The sequence below is a fragment of the Streptomyces sp. GQ60 genome (assembly GCF_059758875.1).
The window spans coordinates 666,674-682,190 of record NZ_JCAXEG010000002.1; the positions used below are offsets into that span (position 1 = coordinate 666,674).

Below are 15,517 nucleotides of genomic sequence, written 5' to 3' on the forward strand. Positions count from 1 at the left end.
TAGGACGAATGCACCAGCCCGCCACCCCGCACGCCCACGACCCCTACGTCCGCGTACGCGGCGCCCGGGAGCACAATCTGCGCGGGGTCGACGTGGACATCCCGCGTGACGCGCTGACCGTGTTCACCGGGGTCTCCGGCTCCGGGAAGAGTTCGCTGGCCTTCGGCACGCTCTTCGCCGAGGCCCAGCGCCGGTACTTCGAGTCCGTGGCGCCGTACGCCCGCCGCCTGATCCACCAGATCGGCGCGCCGAAGGTCGACTCCGTCACCGGGCTCCCGCCGGCCGTCTCGCTGGAGCAGCGGCGCTCCTCCCCCGGGTCCCGGTCCTCGGTCGGGACGGTGACCATGCTGTCCAACTCGCTGCGGATGCTGTACTCGCGGGCGGGCTCCTACCCGCCGGGCGCCGAGCGCCTGGACTCCGACGCCTTCTCCCCCAACACCGCGGCCGGGGCCTGTCCTTCCTGCCACGGCCTCGGCCGGGTACACCGCACCAGCGAGGAACTGCTGGTGCCGGACCAAGGCCTGTCGATCCGCCAGGGCGCCATCGCCGCTTGGCCGGGAGCCTGGCAGGGCAAGAACCTGCGCGACATCCTGGAGGCCCTCGGCCACGACGTGGACGCGCCCTGGCGGGAGCTGTCGGCGGCGGAGCGCGAGTGGATCCTGTTCACCGAGGAGCAGCCGGTGGTGACGGTGCATCCGGTGCGGGAGGCCGACCGGATCCAACGGCCTTACCAGGGCACGTACATGAGCGCCCACCGGTACGTGATGCGGACCTTCGCCGACAGCAAGAGCCTCACTCTGCGAGCCCGCGCCGAGAAGTTCCTGACCGATTCGCCCTGCCCGGTGTGCGAGGGCAGGCGGCTGCGCCCGGAGGCGCTGGCCGTGACCTTCGCGGGTCGCACCATCGCGGAGCTGGCGGGACTGGCGCTGACGGAGCTGGACGGGGTGCTGGCCACCGCGGGCGGCGGCGGTGAAGCGGCCCGGGTGCTCACGGAGGACTTGCGCTCCCGGATCGGCCCGGTCACGGAGCTGGGGCTGGGCTACCTGAGCCTGGACCGCGGCGCCCCGACCCTGTCGGCGGGCGAGCTGCAACGGCTGCGCCTGGCCACGCAGTTGCGTTCGGGGCTGTTCGGGGTGGTGTACGTACTGGACGAGCCGTCGGCGGGACTGCACCCGGCCGACACGGAGGCGCTGCTCGGCGTCCTGGACCGGCTCAAGGAGGCCGGGAACACCGTGTTCGTGGTGGAGCACCATCTGGACGTCGTGCGGCACGCGGACTGGCTGGTGGACGTCGGCCCGCTGGCCGGGGAGCACGGCGGGCGGGTGCTGCACAGCGGGCCCCCGGAGGCTCTGGCCGCGGTGGCGGACTCGGCGACGGCCCGGTACCTGTTCGGGGCGCAGCCGGCCCGGGGCGGGCGCTCCGGGGCCGCGCGGAAGGCGACCGGATCCGTCCGGCTCAGCGGCGTCGACCGGCACAACCTGCGCGACGTGGCGGCCGAGTTCCCGCTCGGGGTGTTCACGGCGGTGACCGGGGTGTCGGGTTCCGGGAAGTCCACACTGGTGGGCCAGGTGCTCGCGCGTGAGGTCCACGAACGGCTGGCGGAGCCGGAGTTCCCGGTGCGGCGGCTGGTGGAGGTGGACCAGAAGCCGATCGGCCGGACCCCGCGCTCCAATCTGGCCACGTACACGGGGCTGTTCGACGTGGTCCGCCGGCTCTTCACGGCGGCGCCGGAGTCGAAGGCGCGGGGCTGGAAGGCGGGCCGCTTCTCCTTCAACGTGCCGGGCGGCCGGTGCGAGTCCTGCCAGGGCGAGGGCTTCGTCTCGGTGGAGCTGCTGTTCCTGCCCAGTACGTACGCCCCGTGCCCGGAATGCGCGGGGGCCCGCTACAACGCCGAGTCCCTGGAGGTCCGATACTCGGGGCTGAACATCGCGGAGGTGCTCGCCCTGACGGTGGAGTCGGCGGCCTCCTTCTTCGCCGGGGTCCCGGCGGCGGCGCGCAGCCTCGGGGCGCTGTCGGACATCGGCCTGGGATACCTGCGGCTCGGGCAGCCCGCCACGGAGCTGTCGGGCGGCGAGGCGCAGCGCATCAAGCTGGCGACGGAACTCCAGCGCGTGCGCCGCGACCACACCCTGTACCTCCTCGACGAGCCGACGACGGGGCTCCACCCGGCCGATGTCACGGTGCTGCTGCGGCAGTTGCACGGCCTGGTGGACGCCGGGCATTCGGTGGTGGTCGTGGAGCACGACATGGCGGTGGTGGCGGGAGCCGACTGGGTCATCGACCTGGGGCCGGGCGGCGGCACGGAGGGCGGCCGGGTGGTGGCCGCGGGCACCCCCGCCGAGGTGGCCCGCGCCACGGGCAGCCGTACGGCGGCCTATCTGGCGCGCGCCCTCGCCGTGGGGCCGTAGCCCTCCGGGACGGACCGTGCACGCTCGCGCGGCGACGGATTCAGGTGCGCTTGGCGTAGTCCCCGTAGCCCTGCCAGTCGAGAACGACGCACGGCTCGTCCCCGAGCACCCTCGCGTCGTGTCCGGGGGCGATCTGGATGAAGTCCCCCGGCTCCGTCTCGACGCTCTCCCCGTCGTCCATGACGATCTTCATCCGGCCGCTGACGACGTAGCCCACGTGGGGCGCCTCGCAACTGTCGGTTCCCGCGATGGGCTTGACGTGCTTCGACCACTGCCATCCGGGCTCGAACACGGCCCGCCCTACGGGTCCCTGGTCGGTGTTGAGCAGGTCGAGCCTGCCCTTGCCGTCCTCGAACGGACGTGTCTCATCAGCGGAGTCGAAACCCCGTCGCACGATTCCTGACATGATCGTCTACCTCCCGGCACACGACTGCCCCGAGTCCACTTCTCAGCGTACGCCCGCACCGCGGAGAACTCCCGGCGTACGGGGACGCTACGCGTCTCCCGAGAGCAGGTGCTGCGGAAGCTCGCGGAAGCTCCAGACTCCCTGTCTGCGGGTGAACATCCACACCAGGTCGTAGCGGTCGGGCCAGGCGGCCGGCAGCCCCAGCACGTCCTGCGCTCCGAGGCCCCGGATCAGCCGGGGCATCCCCTGGTGCTCCCAGCAGACCAGGACGGGCATCCGCGCCGCCAGTACCGCCCTGGCCAGGGCGGGCTCGGCTCCGACGGCGAACTCCGCGCGGACGGGCGTACGCAGGGCGGTGGCGAGCGTCTCGACGGTCTGGCGGCACCGCGCGGGCGCTCCCTCCTTGCCGCCGACCGCGAAGACGGCTCCGGGCCGGGGCAGGGTGGCGCCCTTGGCCGGTGGGAAGAGCGCGGGCAGCTCCTGGGCGCGGCGCCGGCCCCGCACGGCGAGGAAGCCGGGATCCTCGTTGCCCTCGTCGTCCTCGCCGGTGTCCCCGGCGTACGGCATTTCCGCGTGGCGGATGACCATGACCAGCGCGTCCTTGACGGCCTCGGGGCCGGGGCGCGGCGTCGGGGGCCGCTCCTCCCCGGCGCAGCCGGCCGCCGCGAGCGGGGCGAGGGCGGCGGCCAGCACGGTACGGCGGCGCGGGCCGGATCCGCTGGGGACTTGAGGCATGCGCCCACTGTCACCCATGCCCCGGAGGGCGGCCGGTCACGGCGCGGCGGGGGTCGCTCCGATCATCCGATCGGCGGAGGTGCCGTGGTCGTGCCCGGAGGTGCCGTCGTCGTGACCCGCGGTGCCGTCGTCGTGCTCGGACGCGTCGCGGTCGCGCCCCACGCGCCTGCTCTTCGCAGCGGCCCGGCCCGGGGTCTCGTAGGCCGAGGGGACCGGGAAGTAGGCCTCCAGGAAGGCCTTGAGCTCGCGCTGCTGCTCCTCGGGGGACACCTCGGTGCTCGAATCGTCGGCGAGACAGAACGCGTCGGTGCCGCGGTCGCGCAGGAGGCCGCCCAGCCGCTGCAGTTCCCGCGTCGCGCCGGTGGACACGTACGCGGTGACCAGGTCGCCTTCCACCGCGCGCCCCTGCGCGAGGGCCAGGTGCAGGGCGAGGGTGACGGGGGCGAGGTCGGTGGCACTGCGGAAGACGGACCGGCTGGTCGCGTCGAGTCCGCCGGGCAGCGCCTCCTCCAGCCGGGTGTAGAGGGAGCGGCTCTGCGCGTACGGGGCGTGCGCGAGGATGCGCGGGTACGTGCGCCCCGCGAGCGTTTCCACGATGCGGCGGGTCGCGCGCTGCGAGGTGGTGTAGACGTCGTCGTGGCTGTCCGGGGAGCTGGGCGGGACCGCACGGGTGTCGTGGAAGACCTTGGGCAGACCGGACGGCAGGAAGTAGTTCTGCGGGCGCTGCGGGCGGCCGAGGAAGATGTCGTCGTTGAAGTAGAGGTAGTGCTCCGCGAGGCCCGGGACGCGGTGGAGCTGGGTTTCGATGGCGTGCGAGTTGAAGACGGGCAGGGCGCCGGGGTCGTCGAACAGCTCCCGGTGGTGGACCACGGTGAGCCCGGGGTGCTCCTGGGCCAGCCAGTCCGGGACCTGGTCGTCGGTGACGAGGAAGACCCTGCGGATCCAGGGCGCGTAGGCCGCGATGGAGCGCAGGCAGGAACGCAGCTCGCCGCGGTCCCGGAAGCGGTGGTCGGCGCTGTCGGCGGCATCGGTGAAGGCGGCGCCATCGGAACCGGCCTCGGAACCGGCCTCGGCTTCGGAACCATCGCCGGCACCAGAACCGGCAGGACCGCCGGCGGCAGACGCACCGGCGGCGGCGCCGGCCGCCGCCCGGTCCCTGCGGTGGCGCCACTGGGGGTCCGAACCGTCCACCCAGGTGACCACGGCGTCGATGGGGAAGTCGATGTCTTCGGGGAAGCGGCGGTCGAGGGCCGTCAGCACCGGGTAGTCGCGGTCTCCGATGCGCCGGTGGGCCGTGGCCTCCATGGAGGGCACCCACCAGCCGAAGGGGGTCTCCCGGAGCGAGGCGACCCCGCCGGGACCGTTGGCCGGCTTCCAGAACTCCAGGTCACAGCCCTGCTCCGCGCCCATGTGAAGCGTGTACCCGGAGGTGACCACCGGAATGTAGAGCCGGATCCCCGCGACGACGGCGCCGGGCGTCTCGGCCTCCGCCGCGGTGACGGCCTCGGGCAGGTCCTCGGCGAGGGTGGTGCCGAGCGCCGCGCGGTGGCCGAGGAGGTCGGCGTAGACGGGCCTGCCGGCGAATCCCTTCGCGCAGGCGGCGAGCGCCTCGGCGCGGGTGCCGGGGGCGAGCGCCACCCGGTGGACCAGTTCCCCGTCGGGGACCAGGCCGTAGGGCATCGACGCCGCTTCCAGTGCCTCGGCGACCGCCCGGAGGTTCATTTCGGCCAGTTGGGCGGGCAGCAGGTCGTCCCGTACGACGGCCAGCCGGCCCCCGTGTTCGACGACGCTCCCGGATTCGGCCGCCTTCGTCAGGATCTCCCGTTCGCGGACGGCCCGCCGGGATTCCCGCTCCTGCGCCGGGGTCCGGGCTCCCCGCCCGCGCTCCGACCTTCTCGGCTGCGCCGGCAACGCGGTCCGGGGCTGGAACGGCATCCAGCTCAGATGCCGACGGATGCCGCTCATGATCACCTCAGGGCTCGTGGACACAGAGAACGGCCCCACCGTCGCCGGCGGCCCCCGATGGCCGAAACTCACCTTACGGGTCGGTGTCCGAAAGGTGAACAGGATCTTTCCCCCAAGGCCGCTTTCTTACGAAATCCACAGGTCAGCGGGGGCCTCGACGGACGGCCCGCAGCCATTCCTTGTTCATGGCGGCGATCGACGGCAGCGGGATGCCCTTGGGGCAGGCGGTGGCGCACTCGCCGGTCAGGGTGCACCCTCCGAAGCCCTCGGCGTCCATGGTGGCCACCATGTCCAGGACCCTCGTCTCCCGCTCCGGCGAGCCCTGCGGGAGCACGTTCAGGTGGTTGACCTTGGCGGAGGTGAAGAGCATCGCGGAACCGTTGGGGCAGGCCGCCACGCACGCCCCGCAGCCGATGCACTCGGCGTGCTCGAAGGCGTAGTCGGCGTCCGGCTTGGGGACGGCCGTGGCGTGCGCCTCGGGGGCGGCGCCGGTCGGGGCGGTGATGTAGCCGCCGGCCTGGATGACCCGGTCGAGGGCCCCGCGGTCGACGACGAGGTCCTTGACCACGGGGAAGGCCGAGGCGCGCCAGGGTTCGACGTCGATGGTGTCGCCGTCGGCGAAGGAGCGCATGTGGAGCTGGCAGGTCGTGGTGCGCTCCGGCCCGTGGGCGTCGCCGTTGATGACGAGGCTGCACGCGCCGCAGATGCCCTCGCGGCAGTCGTGGTCGAAGGCGACGGGGTCCTCTCCGCTCAGGATGAGGTCCTCGTTGAGGGTGTCGAGCATTTCGAGGAAGGACATGCCCTCCGAGATGCCGTCGACCTCGTACGAGGCCATCGCGCCGGGGGCGGCGGCGTTCTTCTGGCGCCAGACGCGCAGGGTGAGCTTCATGCGTAGCTCCGCTGGGTGGGGTGGACGTACTCGAAGACGAGGTCTTCCTTGTGCAGGACGGGCGCGGCGCCGGTTCCGGTGTACTGCCAGGCGGCCGCGTACCCGAACTCCTCGTCGCGGCGGGCGGCTTCGCCGTCCGGGGTCTGGGACTCCTCGCGGAAGTGGCCGCCGCAGGACTCGGCGCGGTGCAGGGCGTCGAGGCACATCAGCTCGGCGAGCTCCAGATAGTCGACGATGCGGTTGGCCTTCTCCAGCGACTGGTTGAACTCCTCGCCGCTGCCCGGCACCTTGATCCGCCGCCAGAACTCCTCGCGGATCTCCGGGATCCGGGCGAGGGCCTTGCGCAGGCCCTCTTCGGTCCGGGCCATCCCGCAGTACTCCCACATCAGTTCGCCGATCTCCCGGTGGAAGGAGTCGGGGGTGCGGTCCCCGTCGACGGCGAGCAGTTTGGCGAGGCAGTCGCGGGTCTCGCGGACGGCGGCCGCGGCCTCGGGGTGGCTGTCGTCGACGGTGTCCCGGTGCGGATGGCGGGCCAGGTAGTCGTTGATGGTGGAGGGGAGCACGAAGTAGCCGTCTCCGAGGCCCTGCATGAGAGCGGAGGCGCCGAGGCGGTTGGCTCCGTGGTCGGAGAAGTTGGCCTCGCCGATCGCGAACAGGCCGGGCACGGTGGTCTGGAGGTCGTAGTCGACCCACAGTCCGCCCATCGTGTAGTGCACGGCGGGATAGATCCGCATGGGGACCTCGTACGGGTTCTCCGCGGTGATCCGCTCGTACATGTCGAAGAGGTTGCCGTACTTCTCCGCGACCTTCTCCTTGCCCATGCGGCGGATGGCGTCGGCGAAGTCGAGGTAGACGCCCTGGCCGCCGGGGCCGACGCCGCGGCCCTCGTCGCAGACGTTCTTGGCCGCGCGGGAGGCGATGTCGCGGGGCACGAGGTTGCCGAAGGAGGGGTAGATCCGCTCCAGGTAGTAGTCGCGCTCCGCTTCCGGGATGTCGGCGGCGGGGCGGGTGTCGCCCTTGGCCTTGGGGACCCAGATGCGGCCGTCGTTGCGCAGGGACTCGCTCATCAGGGTGAGCTTGGACTGGTGGTCGCCGGTGCGCGGGATGCAGGTGGGGTGGATCTGGGTGAAGCAGGGGTTGGCGAAGTACGCGCCGCGCCGGTGCGCCCGCCAGACGGCGGTCGCGTTGGAGTTCATGGCGTTGGTGGAGAGGTAGAAGACGTTTCCGTAGCCACCGCTCGCGAGGACGACGGCGTCGGCGTAGTAGGTGTCGATCTTGCCGGTGACCAGGTCCCGGGCGACGATGCCGCGGGCCACGCCGTCGACGGTGATCAGGTCGAGCATCTCGGTGCGGGCGTGCATCTCGACGTTGCCCGCGGCGATCTGCCGCGAGAGCGCCTGGTAGGCGCCGAGCAGGAGCTGCTGTCCGGTCTGGCCGCGTGCGTAGAAGGTGCGGGAGACCTGGACGCCACCGAAGGAGCGGGTGTCGAGGAGGCCGCCGTACTCGCGGGCGAAGGGGACGCCCTGGGCCACGCACTGGTCGATGATCTCGACGGAGATCTGGGCGAGCCGGTGGACGTTGGACTCGCGGGCGCGGAAGTCGCCGCCCTTGACGGTGTCGTAGAAGAGGCGGTGTACGGAGTCGCCGTCGTTGCGGTAGTTCTTGGCCGCGTTGATGCCGCCCTGGGCGGCGATGGAGTGCGCCCGGCGCGGGGAGTCCGAGAAGCAGAACTGGACGACGTGGTAGCCCTGTTCGGCGAGGGTGGCGCCCGCGGCGCCGCCGGCCAGGCCGGTGCCGACGACGATGACGGTGTGCCCGCGGCGGTTGGCCGGGTTGACCAGTTTGGCCTCGAAGCGGCGGCGGTCCCAGCGCTCGGCGATGGGGCCTTCGGGGGCCTTGGCGTCGGCGATCGGGTCCCCGGTGGTGTAGTCGGCGTAGTGCACGGCCTCGCTGGTCTCTCTGGTCTGGCTGGTCTCGCTGGTCTCGCTCGCGATCTCACTGCTGCTCGTGTTCTCGCTCATGGTCAGCTCACCACTCCGGTCATGACGGCGACGGGCACGGACACGAAGCCCGCGAAGAGGACGAGGGCGAGGGCGTCGGCCAGGAACTTGAGCGTCCTGTCCCGTCGGGCGTTGCCCGCGCCCAGGGTCTGGGCGGCGCTCCAGAAGCCGTGCCGGACGTGCAGTCCGAGGGCGGCCATGGCCACGAGGTAGATGGTGTTGCCGTACCAGGTGGAGAAGGTGGCGAGGACGTTCTCGTACGGATGCCCGGCCCAGGCCCGCTCGTTCACGGTGAGCGTGGTGAGGTCGAGCAGGTGCCAGACGATGAAGAGGGCGAGGATGATGCCGCCCCAGCGCATGGTGCGGGTGGCGTAGCTCGCGCGGCGGCGCTTGTGGGCGTACTTCACCGGGCGTGCCTTGATGTCGCGGCGGCTGAGCTGGTACGCGCAGACGCCGTGCGCGACGACGGCCGCGAGCAGGGCCGCGCGGACGATCCACAGGGCCCATTCGTGGTGCAGGAAGGGGGAGCCGAGGGTGCGGAGCCAGTGCGCGTAGCCGTTGAACTCGTCCGCCCCGAAGAAGATCTTGAGGTTGCCGAGCATGTGCACGACGAGGTAGCCGAGCATGATCAGGCCGGAGACGGCCATCACGGACTTCTTGCCGACGGAGGAGTCCCAGAGCGTGCGCGTGGTGGACGGCCGTCGATCCGTCCGCGTTGCCAGAGCCATGACATTGACGGTAAGGACGAAGGTCCCGAAAGGTCCAAGACATGGCAGAGCTGAAGTCGATATGCTCAGCCTATGGCGGGGCTGGAAAGGGACGGCCTAGCCTGGGGCCATGCAGTTCCAGCAGCTGGTCTACTTCGTCGCCGTCGCCGAGACCCGGCACTTCACGCGCGCGGCCGAGCGCGAGCACGTGGCCCAGCCCTCGCTGTCGCAGCAGATCAAGGCGCTCGAACGGGAGCTGGGCGCCGAGCTCTTCAGCCGGGCGCGCGGGAACATCACGCTCACCGACGCAGGCGAGACCCTGCTGCCACTGGCCCGGCGGATCCTCGCGGACGCGGACACGGCGCGGCTGGAAGTGCAGGAGCTGGCGCAGCTCCGGCGCGGCCGGATCCGGCTGGGGGCCACCCCGAGCCTGTGCACCGGCCTGCTGCCGGGCGTGCTCCGCGCCTTCCACACCGCCCACCCGGGGATCGAGCTGCTGATCGAGGAGAGCGGTTCGCTGGACCTCGTACGGGAGCTCGCGCGCGGCTCCCTGGACCTCGCGCTGATCGCCCTGCCGCTGCCTCCCTCGGCGCCGGCGCTGACCACGGTGGAGCTGCTGACGGAGGACCTGGTGGTGGTCTCCTCGGCGGCCCTCCCGCCTCCGGCGGGCGGCGGCTCGCTCACGGTGTCCGCGCTGCGCGACGAGCCGATGGTGATGTTCCGGCACGGCTACGACCTGCGGGACCTGACGGTGGCGGCCTGCCGGGCGGAGGGCTTCGAGCCGGCGTTCACGGTCGAGGGCGGCGAGATGGACGCCGTACTGGGCTTCGTCCGAGCGGGGCTCGGCATCGCCGTGGTCCCGGCGATGGTGGTCGGCCACGCGGGCTCCGGCCTCCGCGCCACCCCCCTGGCGGGCTCCCCCTTGCGCCGCACGATCGCCCTGGCCCACCGCACGGACGTGGCGCCCCCACGCGCCGCCCGCGAACTGAAACGCATCCTGCTGGGCTGACCTCTTTCCCGCCCCCTTCCTTTCCTTTCCTTCGCCGTGCGGGCACACCGACCGTCACACCGAGCGGCGCGCGGGCAGGGACCGGTCCAGACCGTCGGACAGGAGGGTGAAGGCGCGCTCGGCGTCGACCACGGCGGCCGGGTGGGCCTCGGCGGCGGTCCGGCCGGCCTCGATGCGGCGCCAGTTCTCCCGCCCGAGCTCTTGCCGGGCCGCCACCAGGTATCCGGCCGACAGGCGGGCGGTGAGCGGGTCGACCGCCTCGGCTTCCAGGACCGCGGCGAGCAACTCCACCTCACGGGCGGTGTAGTGGGCCATCCGGGACTCCAGGCTGGCGGTGCCGTAGAGCAGGCGCTGGAAGGCGAGCACGTTCGGGTGGTCGCAGAGCCCGGTGATCGGGTCGCGCTCGGCGAGCGCCGCCAGGAAGTGGGCGCGCACGGCCGCCACCGGGGTCTCACCCACGGGGCGGTCGCGCACGAGGCGCGCCGCCTCGTCCTGGTGGTCGGCGAAGCGGTCGAGGACCAGGTCCTCCTTGCTGGGGAAATAGCGGAACAGCGTGGGCTTGGAGACCTCGGCGGCGGCCGCGACGTCGGCTACCGAGACGGCGTCGAAGCCTCGTTCCAGGAAGAGTTCCAGCGCCGTGGCCGCCAGCAGGCGGCGCGTACGGAGCTTCTTGTTCTCGCGCAGACCCGACGTGTTTTCCATGGGGACAGACTACACGAACGAGTGACCCAGTTACTTTCGTTACCGGGTTGCTTTTTCTGTCGCGGCGCGCTTTCCTTGATTCAACGACGACGAGACGACGAGACGACGAGACGACGGACGACGAGACGAAGGGGATACCGATGACCGACAGCAAGCAGCGCCAGGACCGGCCGGACGTGTCGGCAGCGCCGGACGTGCTGGTCGTGGGCGCCGGCCCGACCGGGCTCACGCTGGCCTGCGACCTGGCCCGGCGGGGCATCGCGGTGCGCATCCTGGAGAGCCGCTCCGCTCCGCACCGCGAATCGCGCGGGAAGGGGCTACGGGCCGACAGCCTCGAGGTCTTCGAGCGGCTCGGCGCGGCCGGGGCCGTGAAGGCCAGAGGCAGTGAAGGGATGGTGCTGCGCAAGTACTTCGACGGGCAGCACGTCAACGACACCGCGGTCAGCAGTGGCCTGCTCATAGGGCAGTGGCAGGTGGAAGAGGTCCTGCGCGACCGGCTGGCCGAACTCGGCGTGCGGGTCGAGTACGGGGCCCGGCTCGCGGGGATCGCCCAGGACGCGGCCGGCGTCCGCGCCGAGCTGGCGGACGGCACGGCGATCGCGACCGGATACCTCGCAGGGTGCGACGGCGGTCACAGCACCACCCGCGGCCTCCTCGGCATCCCCTTCGAGGGGAGCGGGGAGGAGGAACCGGCGATGGTGCTCGGGGACGTCGAAGCACCTGGGCTCAGCCGCGATTTCTGGCACCAGTGGTTCACCTCGGAGGGAGGCGGGATACTGCTCTGCCCGATGCCGGGGACGGACAGCTTCCAGCTCCAGGCCTCCCCCGAGACCGACGGCAGCGGGGCGCCCCTGCCACCGTCCCTGGAGAGCTTCCAGCGGCTCTTCGACCGCCACGCCCGGATGCCCGGGATCCGGCTCGCGGAGCCCACCTGGCTCTCCGCCTGGCGGGTCAACGTCCGCATGGCCGCCCGGCTGCGCGAGGGCCGGGCGTTCCTCGCCGGGGACGCGGCGCACGTCCACCCCATAGCCGGCGGGCTGGGCATGAACACCGGCATCCTGGACGCCGCCGCCCTCGGCAGGGCGCTCGCCTCCGCGCTCTCCGGGAAGGCGGGCGGAGCCGGCGAGGAGGCTCTCGGCAGCTACCAGGCCGAGCGGCTTCCAGCGGCCGCCGAGGTGCTGGCCGACACCGCCCGGCGGTACGAGCGCGTGCTGGCGGCCGTCCGCGAGCCGGGCCTGGGGACGGAGGTGGGGCTGGAATGACTCCGGCCGGCCATGGCGGTGCTCAGGGGGTGGGGACCGCGTCCGACAGGGACAGGGTGTGGATGCGGTCGGCGGCGCCCGGGCGGGCGTAGTACCAGCCCTGAGCCGTATCGCAGCCGAGGGCTCGGAGCTGGGCGGCTTGGGCGCCGGTCTCCACTCCCTCGACGGTGACGGCGAGTTCGAGGCTGTGGGCCAGCGCGACGATCCCCTCCACGATCTTGACGTCGACCGGGTTGGCCGGGTGCTGCTGCATGCCCTTGGTGAAGGAGCGGTCCAGCTTCAGAACGCTGACGGGCAGGCGGCGCAGGTTGGCCAGGTTCGAGTAGCCGGTACCGAAGTCGTCGAGGGCGATGTCCACGCCCAGGGCGGCGAGCCGGCGCAGCGGTTCGAGGAGTTCGTCGTCGGCGCCGATCAGGGCCGATTCGGTGACCTCCAGGCACAGCGTGCCCGGCGACAGGCCAGAGGACTCCAGGACGCGGATCGTGTCGGCGACCAGGCCGGGGTGGTGCAGTTGGGTCGGTGAGAGGTTGACGTTGATCCGCAGGGTGGCGCCGCCCTGCTGGTGCTGCCAGGCGCGGGCCTGACGGACGGACTCCTCCAGGACCCAGCGGCCGAGCGGCACGATCAGGCCGGTGCGCTCGGCGAGGGGAATGAACCGGTCCGGGCCGAGCACCCCGTGCTGAGGGTGCGACCAGCGCACCAGCGCCTCGGCGCCGTGCACGCTGCCGTCGTGCATGTGGACCAGCGGCTGGTACTCGATGAAGAACTCGCCGCGTTCCAGGGCCGCCGGGAGGGCGTTGGTCAGGCCGTGCCGGGTGATGGCGCGCGCGTCGGCAGCGGCGTCGGCGAACTCGAAGCGGTTGCCGCCGGCCGCCTTGGCCCGGTACATGGTGATGTCGGCGCTGCGCAGCACCTCCGCGGGGGTGCGCTCGCGGGCCGGGCCCTCGACGATGCCGATGCTGCCCCGGACCGTCAGCTCACGCCCCTCCAGCCGGATCGGGACGGAGAGGGCGGAAAGGATCCGGACGGCGAGTTCGGTGGCCTTCTCCTCGGTGTCGGGGCCGGTGGTCAGCGCCACGAACTCGTCGCCGCCGAGCCGGGCGACCACCTCGCCCGGTGCCGTCGCGCAGCTCTGCAGCCGGTCGGCGACTTCGACCAGGAGCCGGTCGCCGGCCGAGTGGCCGAGGCTGTCGTTGACCGCCTTGAAGCCGTCGAGGTCGAGGTAGCACAAGCCGAAGCGCGAGCCGCCGGCGCCGCTCAGGGCCTTCTCCAGGCGTTCGAAGAAGAGCGTCCGGTTGGGCAGGCCGGTCAGGGCGTCGTGAGTGGCCTCGTAGCGCAGGCGCAGGTTCAGCAGCCGGCGCTCGGTGGTGTCCTCCATCAGAGCCAGCTGGTACTGCGGCACGCCCTCGGCGTCCCGCAGCAGCGAGACCGTCAGGTTGGTCCACAGGACGGTCCCGTCGTGCCGGTAGTACGGCTTCTCGACGCGGTAGCTCTCGCGTTCGCCGCGCACGAGTTCCCCGTACATCCGCCAGACGTGCGGGGTGTCGTCGGGGTGGCCCCATTCGCTGACGTTGCGGCCCCGGACGTGCCCGTCCATGCCGCCGAACATCTGGAGCAACGCGTCGTTGACCTCCAGGACGTTGCCCTCCAGGTCGGCGATGCCGATCCCGATGGCCGCGCCCTCGAACACCGCGCGGAAGCGGGCCTCGCTGGCGTGCAGCGCCTGCTGGGCGTCGATGCGGGCGGTCAGCGCGGAGCGGGCGATGGCCTCCTGCTCCTTGAGGGTGCGCTCGCGCAGTGCCCGGGCGAATCCGGCCGCGATGCCGTGCTGGAGCCGGGCGCAGCGGGACCGGTACTCCTCGGTTGCCTCGACGCTCTCGGCGTCGGGGCCCTGCGGGCCGCAGTACAGCACCAGGTACGACTCGACGACGCCGAGCGTGCCGGCCAGCGCCTCCGGGTCGGTGCAGTGGACCGCCACGAGTTCCTCCCCGACCCGCTGGCCGACGGAGGAGTCGAAGGGGCGGGCGCGCAGGGCCTCGACGAGGGTGCGGGTGAGCGGCAGGAGGTGGCGTTCGAACTCGCCGCGGGTGAGCGACGTCGCGGTGACCGGGAAGATCGCCCTCCCCCAGATGGTCGCGAACCGCCCGATCCGGTCCTCCAGTCCGCCCTGCGGCGCGGCCGGGTCGTCCGCCGTCTGCGTCGGCAGTCTCACGCCTTGCGTCCCACTCCGGCGAAGCCCGAGAAGGCGTAGGGGTCTTCGTCCGCGGTCTCGGCCTCCGACCCGCCGGTCGTGTCGGGCCGCCAGTCGGGCATCGACACCAGCCCGGGCTCGATCAGGCCGAAGCCGTCGAAGAAGCGCCGGATCTGCTCCGCGTCCCTCATGACGAGCGGGTTGCGGATATCGCGGTAGACGCCGACGGTTCCGCTCGCGGTCTCCTCCGAGAGCGGGATCCCCTCGTACGAGGCGTGCGTGAGGATCAGCAGGCTGCCGGGTGCCAGCGCGTCGCACAGCTGGGTGACGGCCTCGTAGGGCTCGTCCGAGTCCTCCAGGAAGTGCAGGACGGCGACCAGCATCAGGGCGACCGGGCGGCTCAGGTCGAGCCCGCGGGCGACCTCCGGGGCGGTCAGGATGTCCTGGGGCTTGCGCAGGTCTGCGGCGACGACACCGGTCCGCTCGGTGCCGGCCAGGACGGCCTGGCTGTGGGCGACGGCCACCGGGTCGTGGTCGACGTAGACCACGCGCGCCTCGGGGCTGGCGGCCTGGGCGATCTCGTGGACGTTGCCGAAGGTGGGGATGCCGGAGCCGATGTCGAGGAACTGCGTCACGCCCTCGGCGACGGCGTACCGGACGGCACGGCGCATGAATGCCCGGTTGGCCTGCATGATCTTGGGCAGGCCCGGCATGAATTCCATGGCCCGACGGGCCGCTTGCCTGTCGACCTCGAAATTGTGGGAGCCGCCCAGGTAGTAATCGTAGATACGGGACACGCTCGGCACCGATATGTCGATGCCTGGCGGGGCCCAGGCGGGGCGCTCCATCGGGGTCTCCAAGCCTTGGTCATGCAGCGGTCCGGACGGGTCGGACTCCTGTCCGAGCCGAATGTACTGATCATTGGCCAACGGAGCGAGCGAAAGCGGAAATTGGCGATCCGTTCTTCATCACACGTCAAAGGCCGGACGGGCAACACCCAGGGAATGATCGAAACCGACAAATACCTTTTGAGAAAAGGTCGGTGAACGATCGAAGGCAGTGCGAATCTGGCTCAAACCTCCATAGCCAAAGCCTCACCCGTTCAGGCGAACCAAGGTCAACCTTCCCGCGCGCGGGCGCGCGCGACCCCATGATCCCCGGGTGAACAGAGCCTCTTCCAGGCGCGTGCTGGCAGTCCCGGTCCTCCTGTGGGCGGCCCTGTCCGCGACACCGGCCATGGCCG

12 protein-coding genes are annotated in these 15,517 nt (G+C 71.9%); 3 read left to right on the forward strand and 9 right to left on the reverse strand.

Translation table 11 applies throughout. The features are described from left to right. Nucleotides 1-8 precede the first annotated feature (8 nt). A complete protein-coding gene (locus AC6CKD_RS08090) occupies nt 9-2,408 on the forward strand; it encodes an excinuclease ABC subunit UvrA (protein WP_498326113.1) in 2,400 nt (799 codons plus the stop codon). 40 nt (nt 2,409-2,448) lie between these two features. On the opposite strand, the gene AC6CKD_RS08095 is transcribed toward AC6CKD_RS08090, so the two are convergent. The 6 genes from AC6CKD_RS08095 to AC6CKD_RS08120 all read right to left on the reverse strand — a co-directional run bounded on the left by AC6CKD_RS08095 (nt 2,449) and on the right by AC6CKD_RS08120 (nt 9,131). After that, a complete protein-coding gene (locus tag AC6CKD_RS08095; protein ID WP_498326115.1) occupies nt 2,449-2,814 on the reverse strand; it encodes a cupin domain-containing protein in 366 nt (121 codons plus the stop codon). An 87-nt stretch (nt 2,815-2,901) separates the two neighbouring features. Next, entirely contained in the window at nt 2,902-3,549 is a 648-nt protein-coding gene (locus tag AC6CKD_RS08100) for a hypothetical protein (protein ID WP_498326116.1), read from the reverse strand. Nucleotides 3,550-3,585: 36 nt separating this feature from the next. Beyond that, nucleotides 3,586-5,514: a stealth family protein gene (locus AC6CKD_RS08105; RefSeq protein ID WP_498326118.1), complete on the reverse strand. Its 1,929-nt coding sequence runs from the start codon at nt 5,512-5,514 to the stop codon at nt 3,586-3,588. Between the two features lie 142 nt (nt 5,515-5,656). Next, nucleotides 5,657-6,403: a succinate dehydrogenase/fumarate reductase iron-sulfur subunit gene (locus tag AC6CKD_RS08110; RefSeq protein WP_389698002.1), complete on the reverse strand. Its 747-nt coding sequence runs from the start codon at nt 6,401-6,403 to the stop codon at nt 5,657-5,659. Continuing rightward, complete coding sequence (locus tag AC6CKD_RS08115; protein WP_498326120.1) at nt 6,400-8,424, reverse strand: fumarate reductase/succinate dehydrogenase flavoprotein subunit; 2,025 nt, start codon at nt 8,422-8,424, stop codon at nt 6,400-6,402. The genes AC6CKD_RS08110 and AC6CKD_RS08115 overlap by 4 nt, the downstream gene beginning before the upstream one ends. A gap of 2 nt (nt 8,425-8,426) precedes the next feature. Continuing rightward, the gene (locus AC6CKD_RS08120; protein WP_498326121.1) at nt 8,427-9,131 is read right to left on the reverse strand and encodes a succinate dehydrogenase cytochrome b subunit; all 705 of its coding nucleotides are present in this window, start codon (nt 9,129-9,131) and stop codon (nt 8,427-8,429) included. A gap of 109 nt (nt 9,132-9,240) precedes the next feature. On the opposite strand from AC6CKD_RS08120, the gene AC6CKD_RS08125 reads away from it, so the two are divergent. Further along, nucleotides 9,241-10,119: a LysR family transcriptional regulator gene (locus AC6CKD_RS08125; protein WP_498326122.1), complete on the forward strand. Its 879-nt coding sequence runs from the start codon at nt 9,241-9,243 to the stop codon at nt 10,117-10,119. A 54-nt stretch (nt 10,120-10,173) separates the two neighbouring features. Here the strand turns inward: AC6CKD_RS08125 and AC6CKD_RS08130 are convergent, their stop codons facing one another. Then, nucleotides 10,174-10,821 carry a TetR family transcriptional regulator gene (locus AC6CKD_RS08130; RefSeq protein ID WP_498326123.1) on the reverse strand — a complete coding sequence of 216 codons (648 nt, stop codon included), beginning with the start codon at nt 10,819-10,821 and terminating at the stop codon, nt 10,174-10,176. A 140-nt stretch (nt 10,822-10,961) separates the two neighbouring features. Between AC6CKD_RS08130 and AC6CKD_RS08135 the strand changes: the two genes are divergently transcribed. Further along, on the forward strand, nt 10,962-12,083 hold the full coding sequence (locus tag AC6CKD_RS08135; RefSeq protein ID WP_498326124.1) for an FAD-dependent monooxygenase: 1,122 nt from the start codon (nt 10,962-10,964) through the stop codon (nt 12,081-12,083). Nucleotides 12,084-12,105: 22 nt separating this feature from the next. On the opposite strand, the gene AC6CKD_RS08140 is transcribed toward AC6CKD_RS08135, so the two are convergent. Both AC6CKD_RS08140 and AC6CKD_RS08145 read right to left on the reverse strand, forming a co-directional pair. After that, on the reverse strand, nt 12,106-14,295 hold the full coding sequence (locus AC6CKD_RS08140) for a putative bifunctional diguanylate cyclase/phosphodiesterase (protein ID WP_498326125.1): 2,190 nt from the start codon (nt 14,293-14,295) through the stop codon (nt 12,106-12,108). Next, complete coding sequence (locus AC6CKD_RS08145; RefSeq protein ID WP_498326126.1) at nt 14,292-15,122, reverse strand: SAM-dependent methyltransferase; 831 nt, start codon at nt 15,120-15,122, stop codon at nt 14,292-14,294. Before AC6CKD_RS08145 ends, AC6CKD_RS08140 begins: the two co-directional genes overlap by 4 nt. Nucleotides 15,123-15,517: the final 395 nt, after the last annotated feature.

Coding starts and splice junctions, on each gene's coding strand:
- AC6CKD_RS08130 (WP_498326123.1), bottom strand. CDS start 10,821: ATGGAAAACACGTCGGGTCTGCGCGAGAACAAGAAGCTCCGTACGCGC.
- AC6CKD_RS08120 (WP_498326121.1), bottom strand. CDS start 9,131: ATGGCTCTGGCAACGCGGACGGATCGACGGCCGTCCACCACGCGCACG.
- AC6CKD_RS08110 (WP_389698002.1), bottom strand. CDS start 6,403: ATGAAGCTCACCCTGCGCGTCTGGCGCCAGAAGAACGCCGCCGCCCCC.
- AC6CKD_RS08090 (WP_498326113.1), top strand. CDS start 9: ATGCACCAGCCCGCCACCCCGCACGCCCACGACCCCTACGTCCGCGTA.
- AC6CKD_RS08125 (WP_498326122.1), top strand. CDS start 9,241: ATGCAGTTCCAGCAGCTGGTCTACTTCGTCGCCGTCGCCGAGACCCGG.
- AC6CKD_RS08135 (WP_498326124.1), top strand. CDS start 10,962: ATGACCGACAGCAAGCAGCGCCAGGACCGGCCGGACGTGTCGGCAGCG.
- AC6CKD_RS08105 (WP_498326118.1), bottom strand. CDS start 5,514: ATGAGCGGCATCCGTCGGCATCTGAGCTGGATGCCGTTCCAGCCCCGG.
- AC6CKD_RS08095 (WP_498326115.1), bottom strand. CDS start 2,814: ATGTCAGGAATCGTGCGACGGGGTTTCGACTCCGCTGATGAGACACGT.
- AC6CKD_RS08145 (WP_498326126.1), bottom strand. CDS start 15,122: ATGGAGCGCCCCGCCTGGGCCCCGCCAGGCATCGACATATCGGTGCCG.
- AC6CKD_RS08115 (WP_498326120.1), bottom strand. CDS start 8,424: ATGAGCGAGAACACGAGCAGCAGTGAGATCGCGAGCGAGACCAGCGAG.
- AC6CKD_RS08100 (WP_498326116.1), bottom strand. CDS start 3,549: ATGCCTCAAGTCCCCAGCGGATCCGGCCCGCGCCGCCGTACCGTGCTG.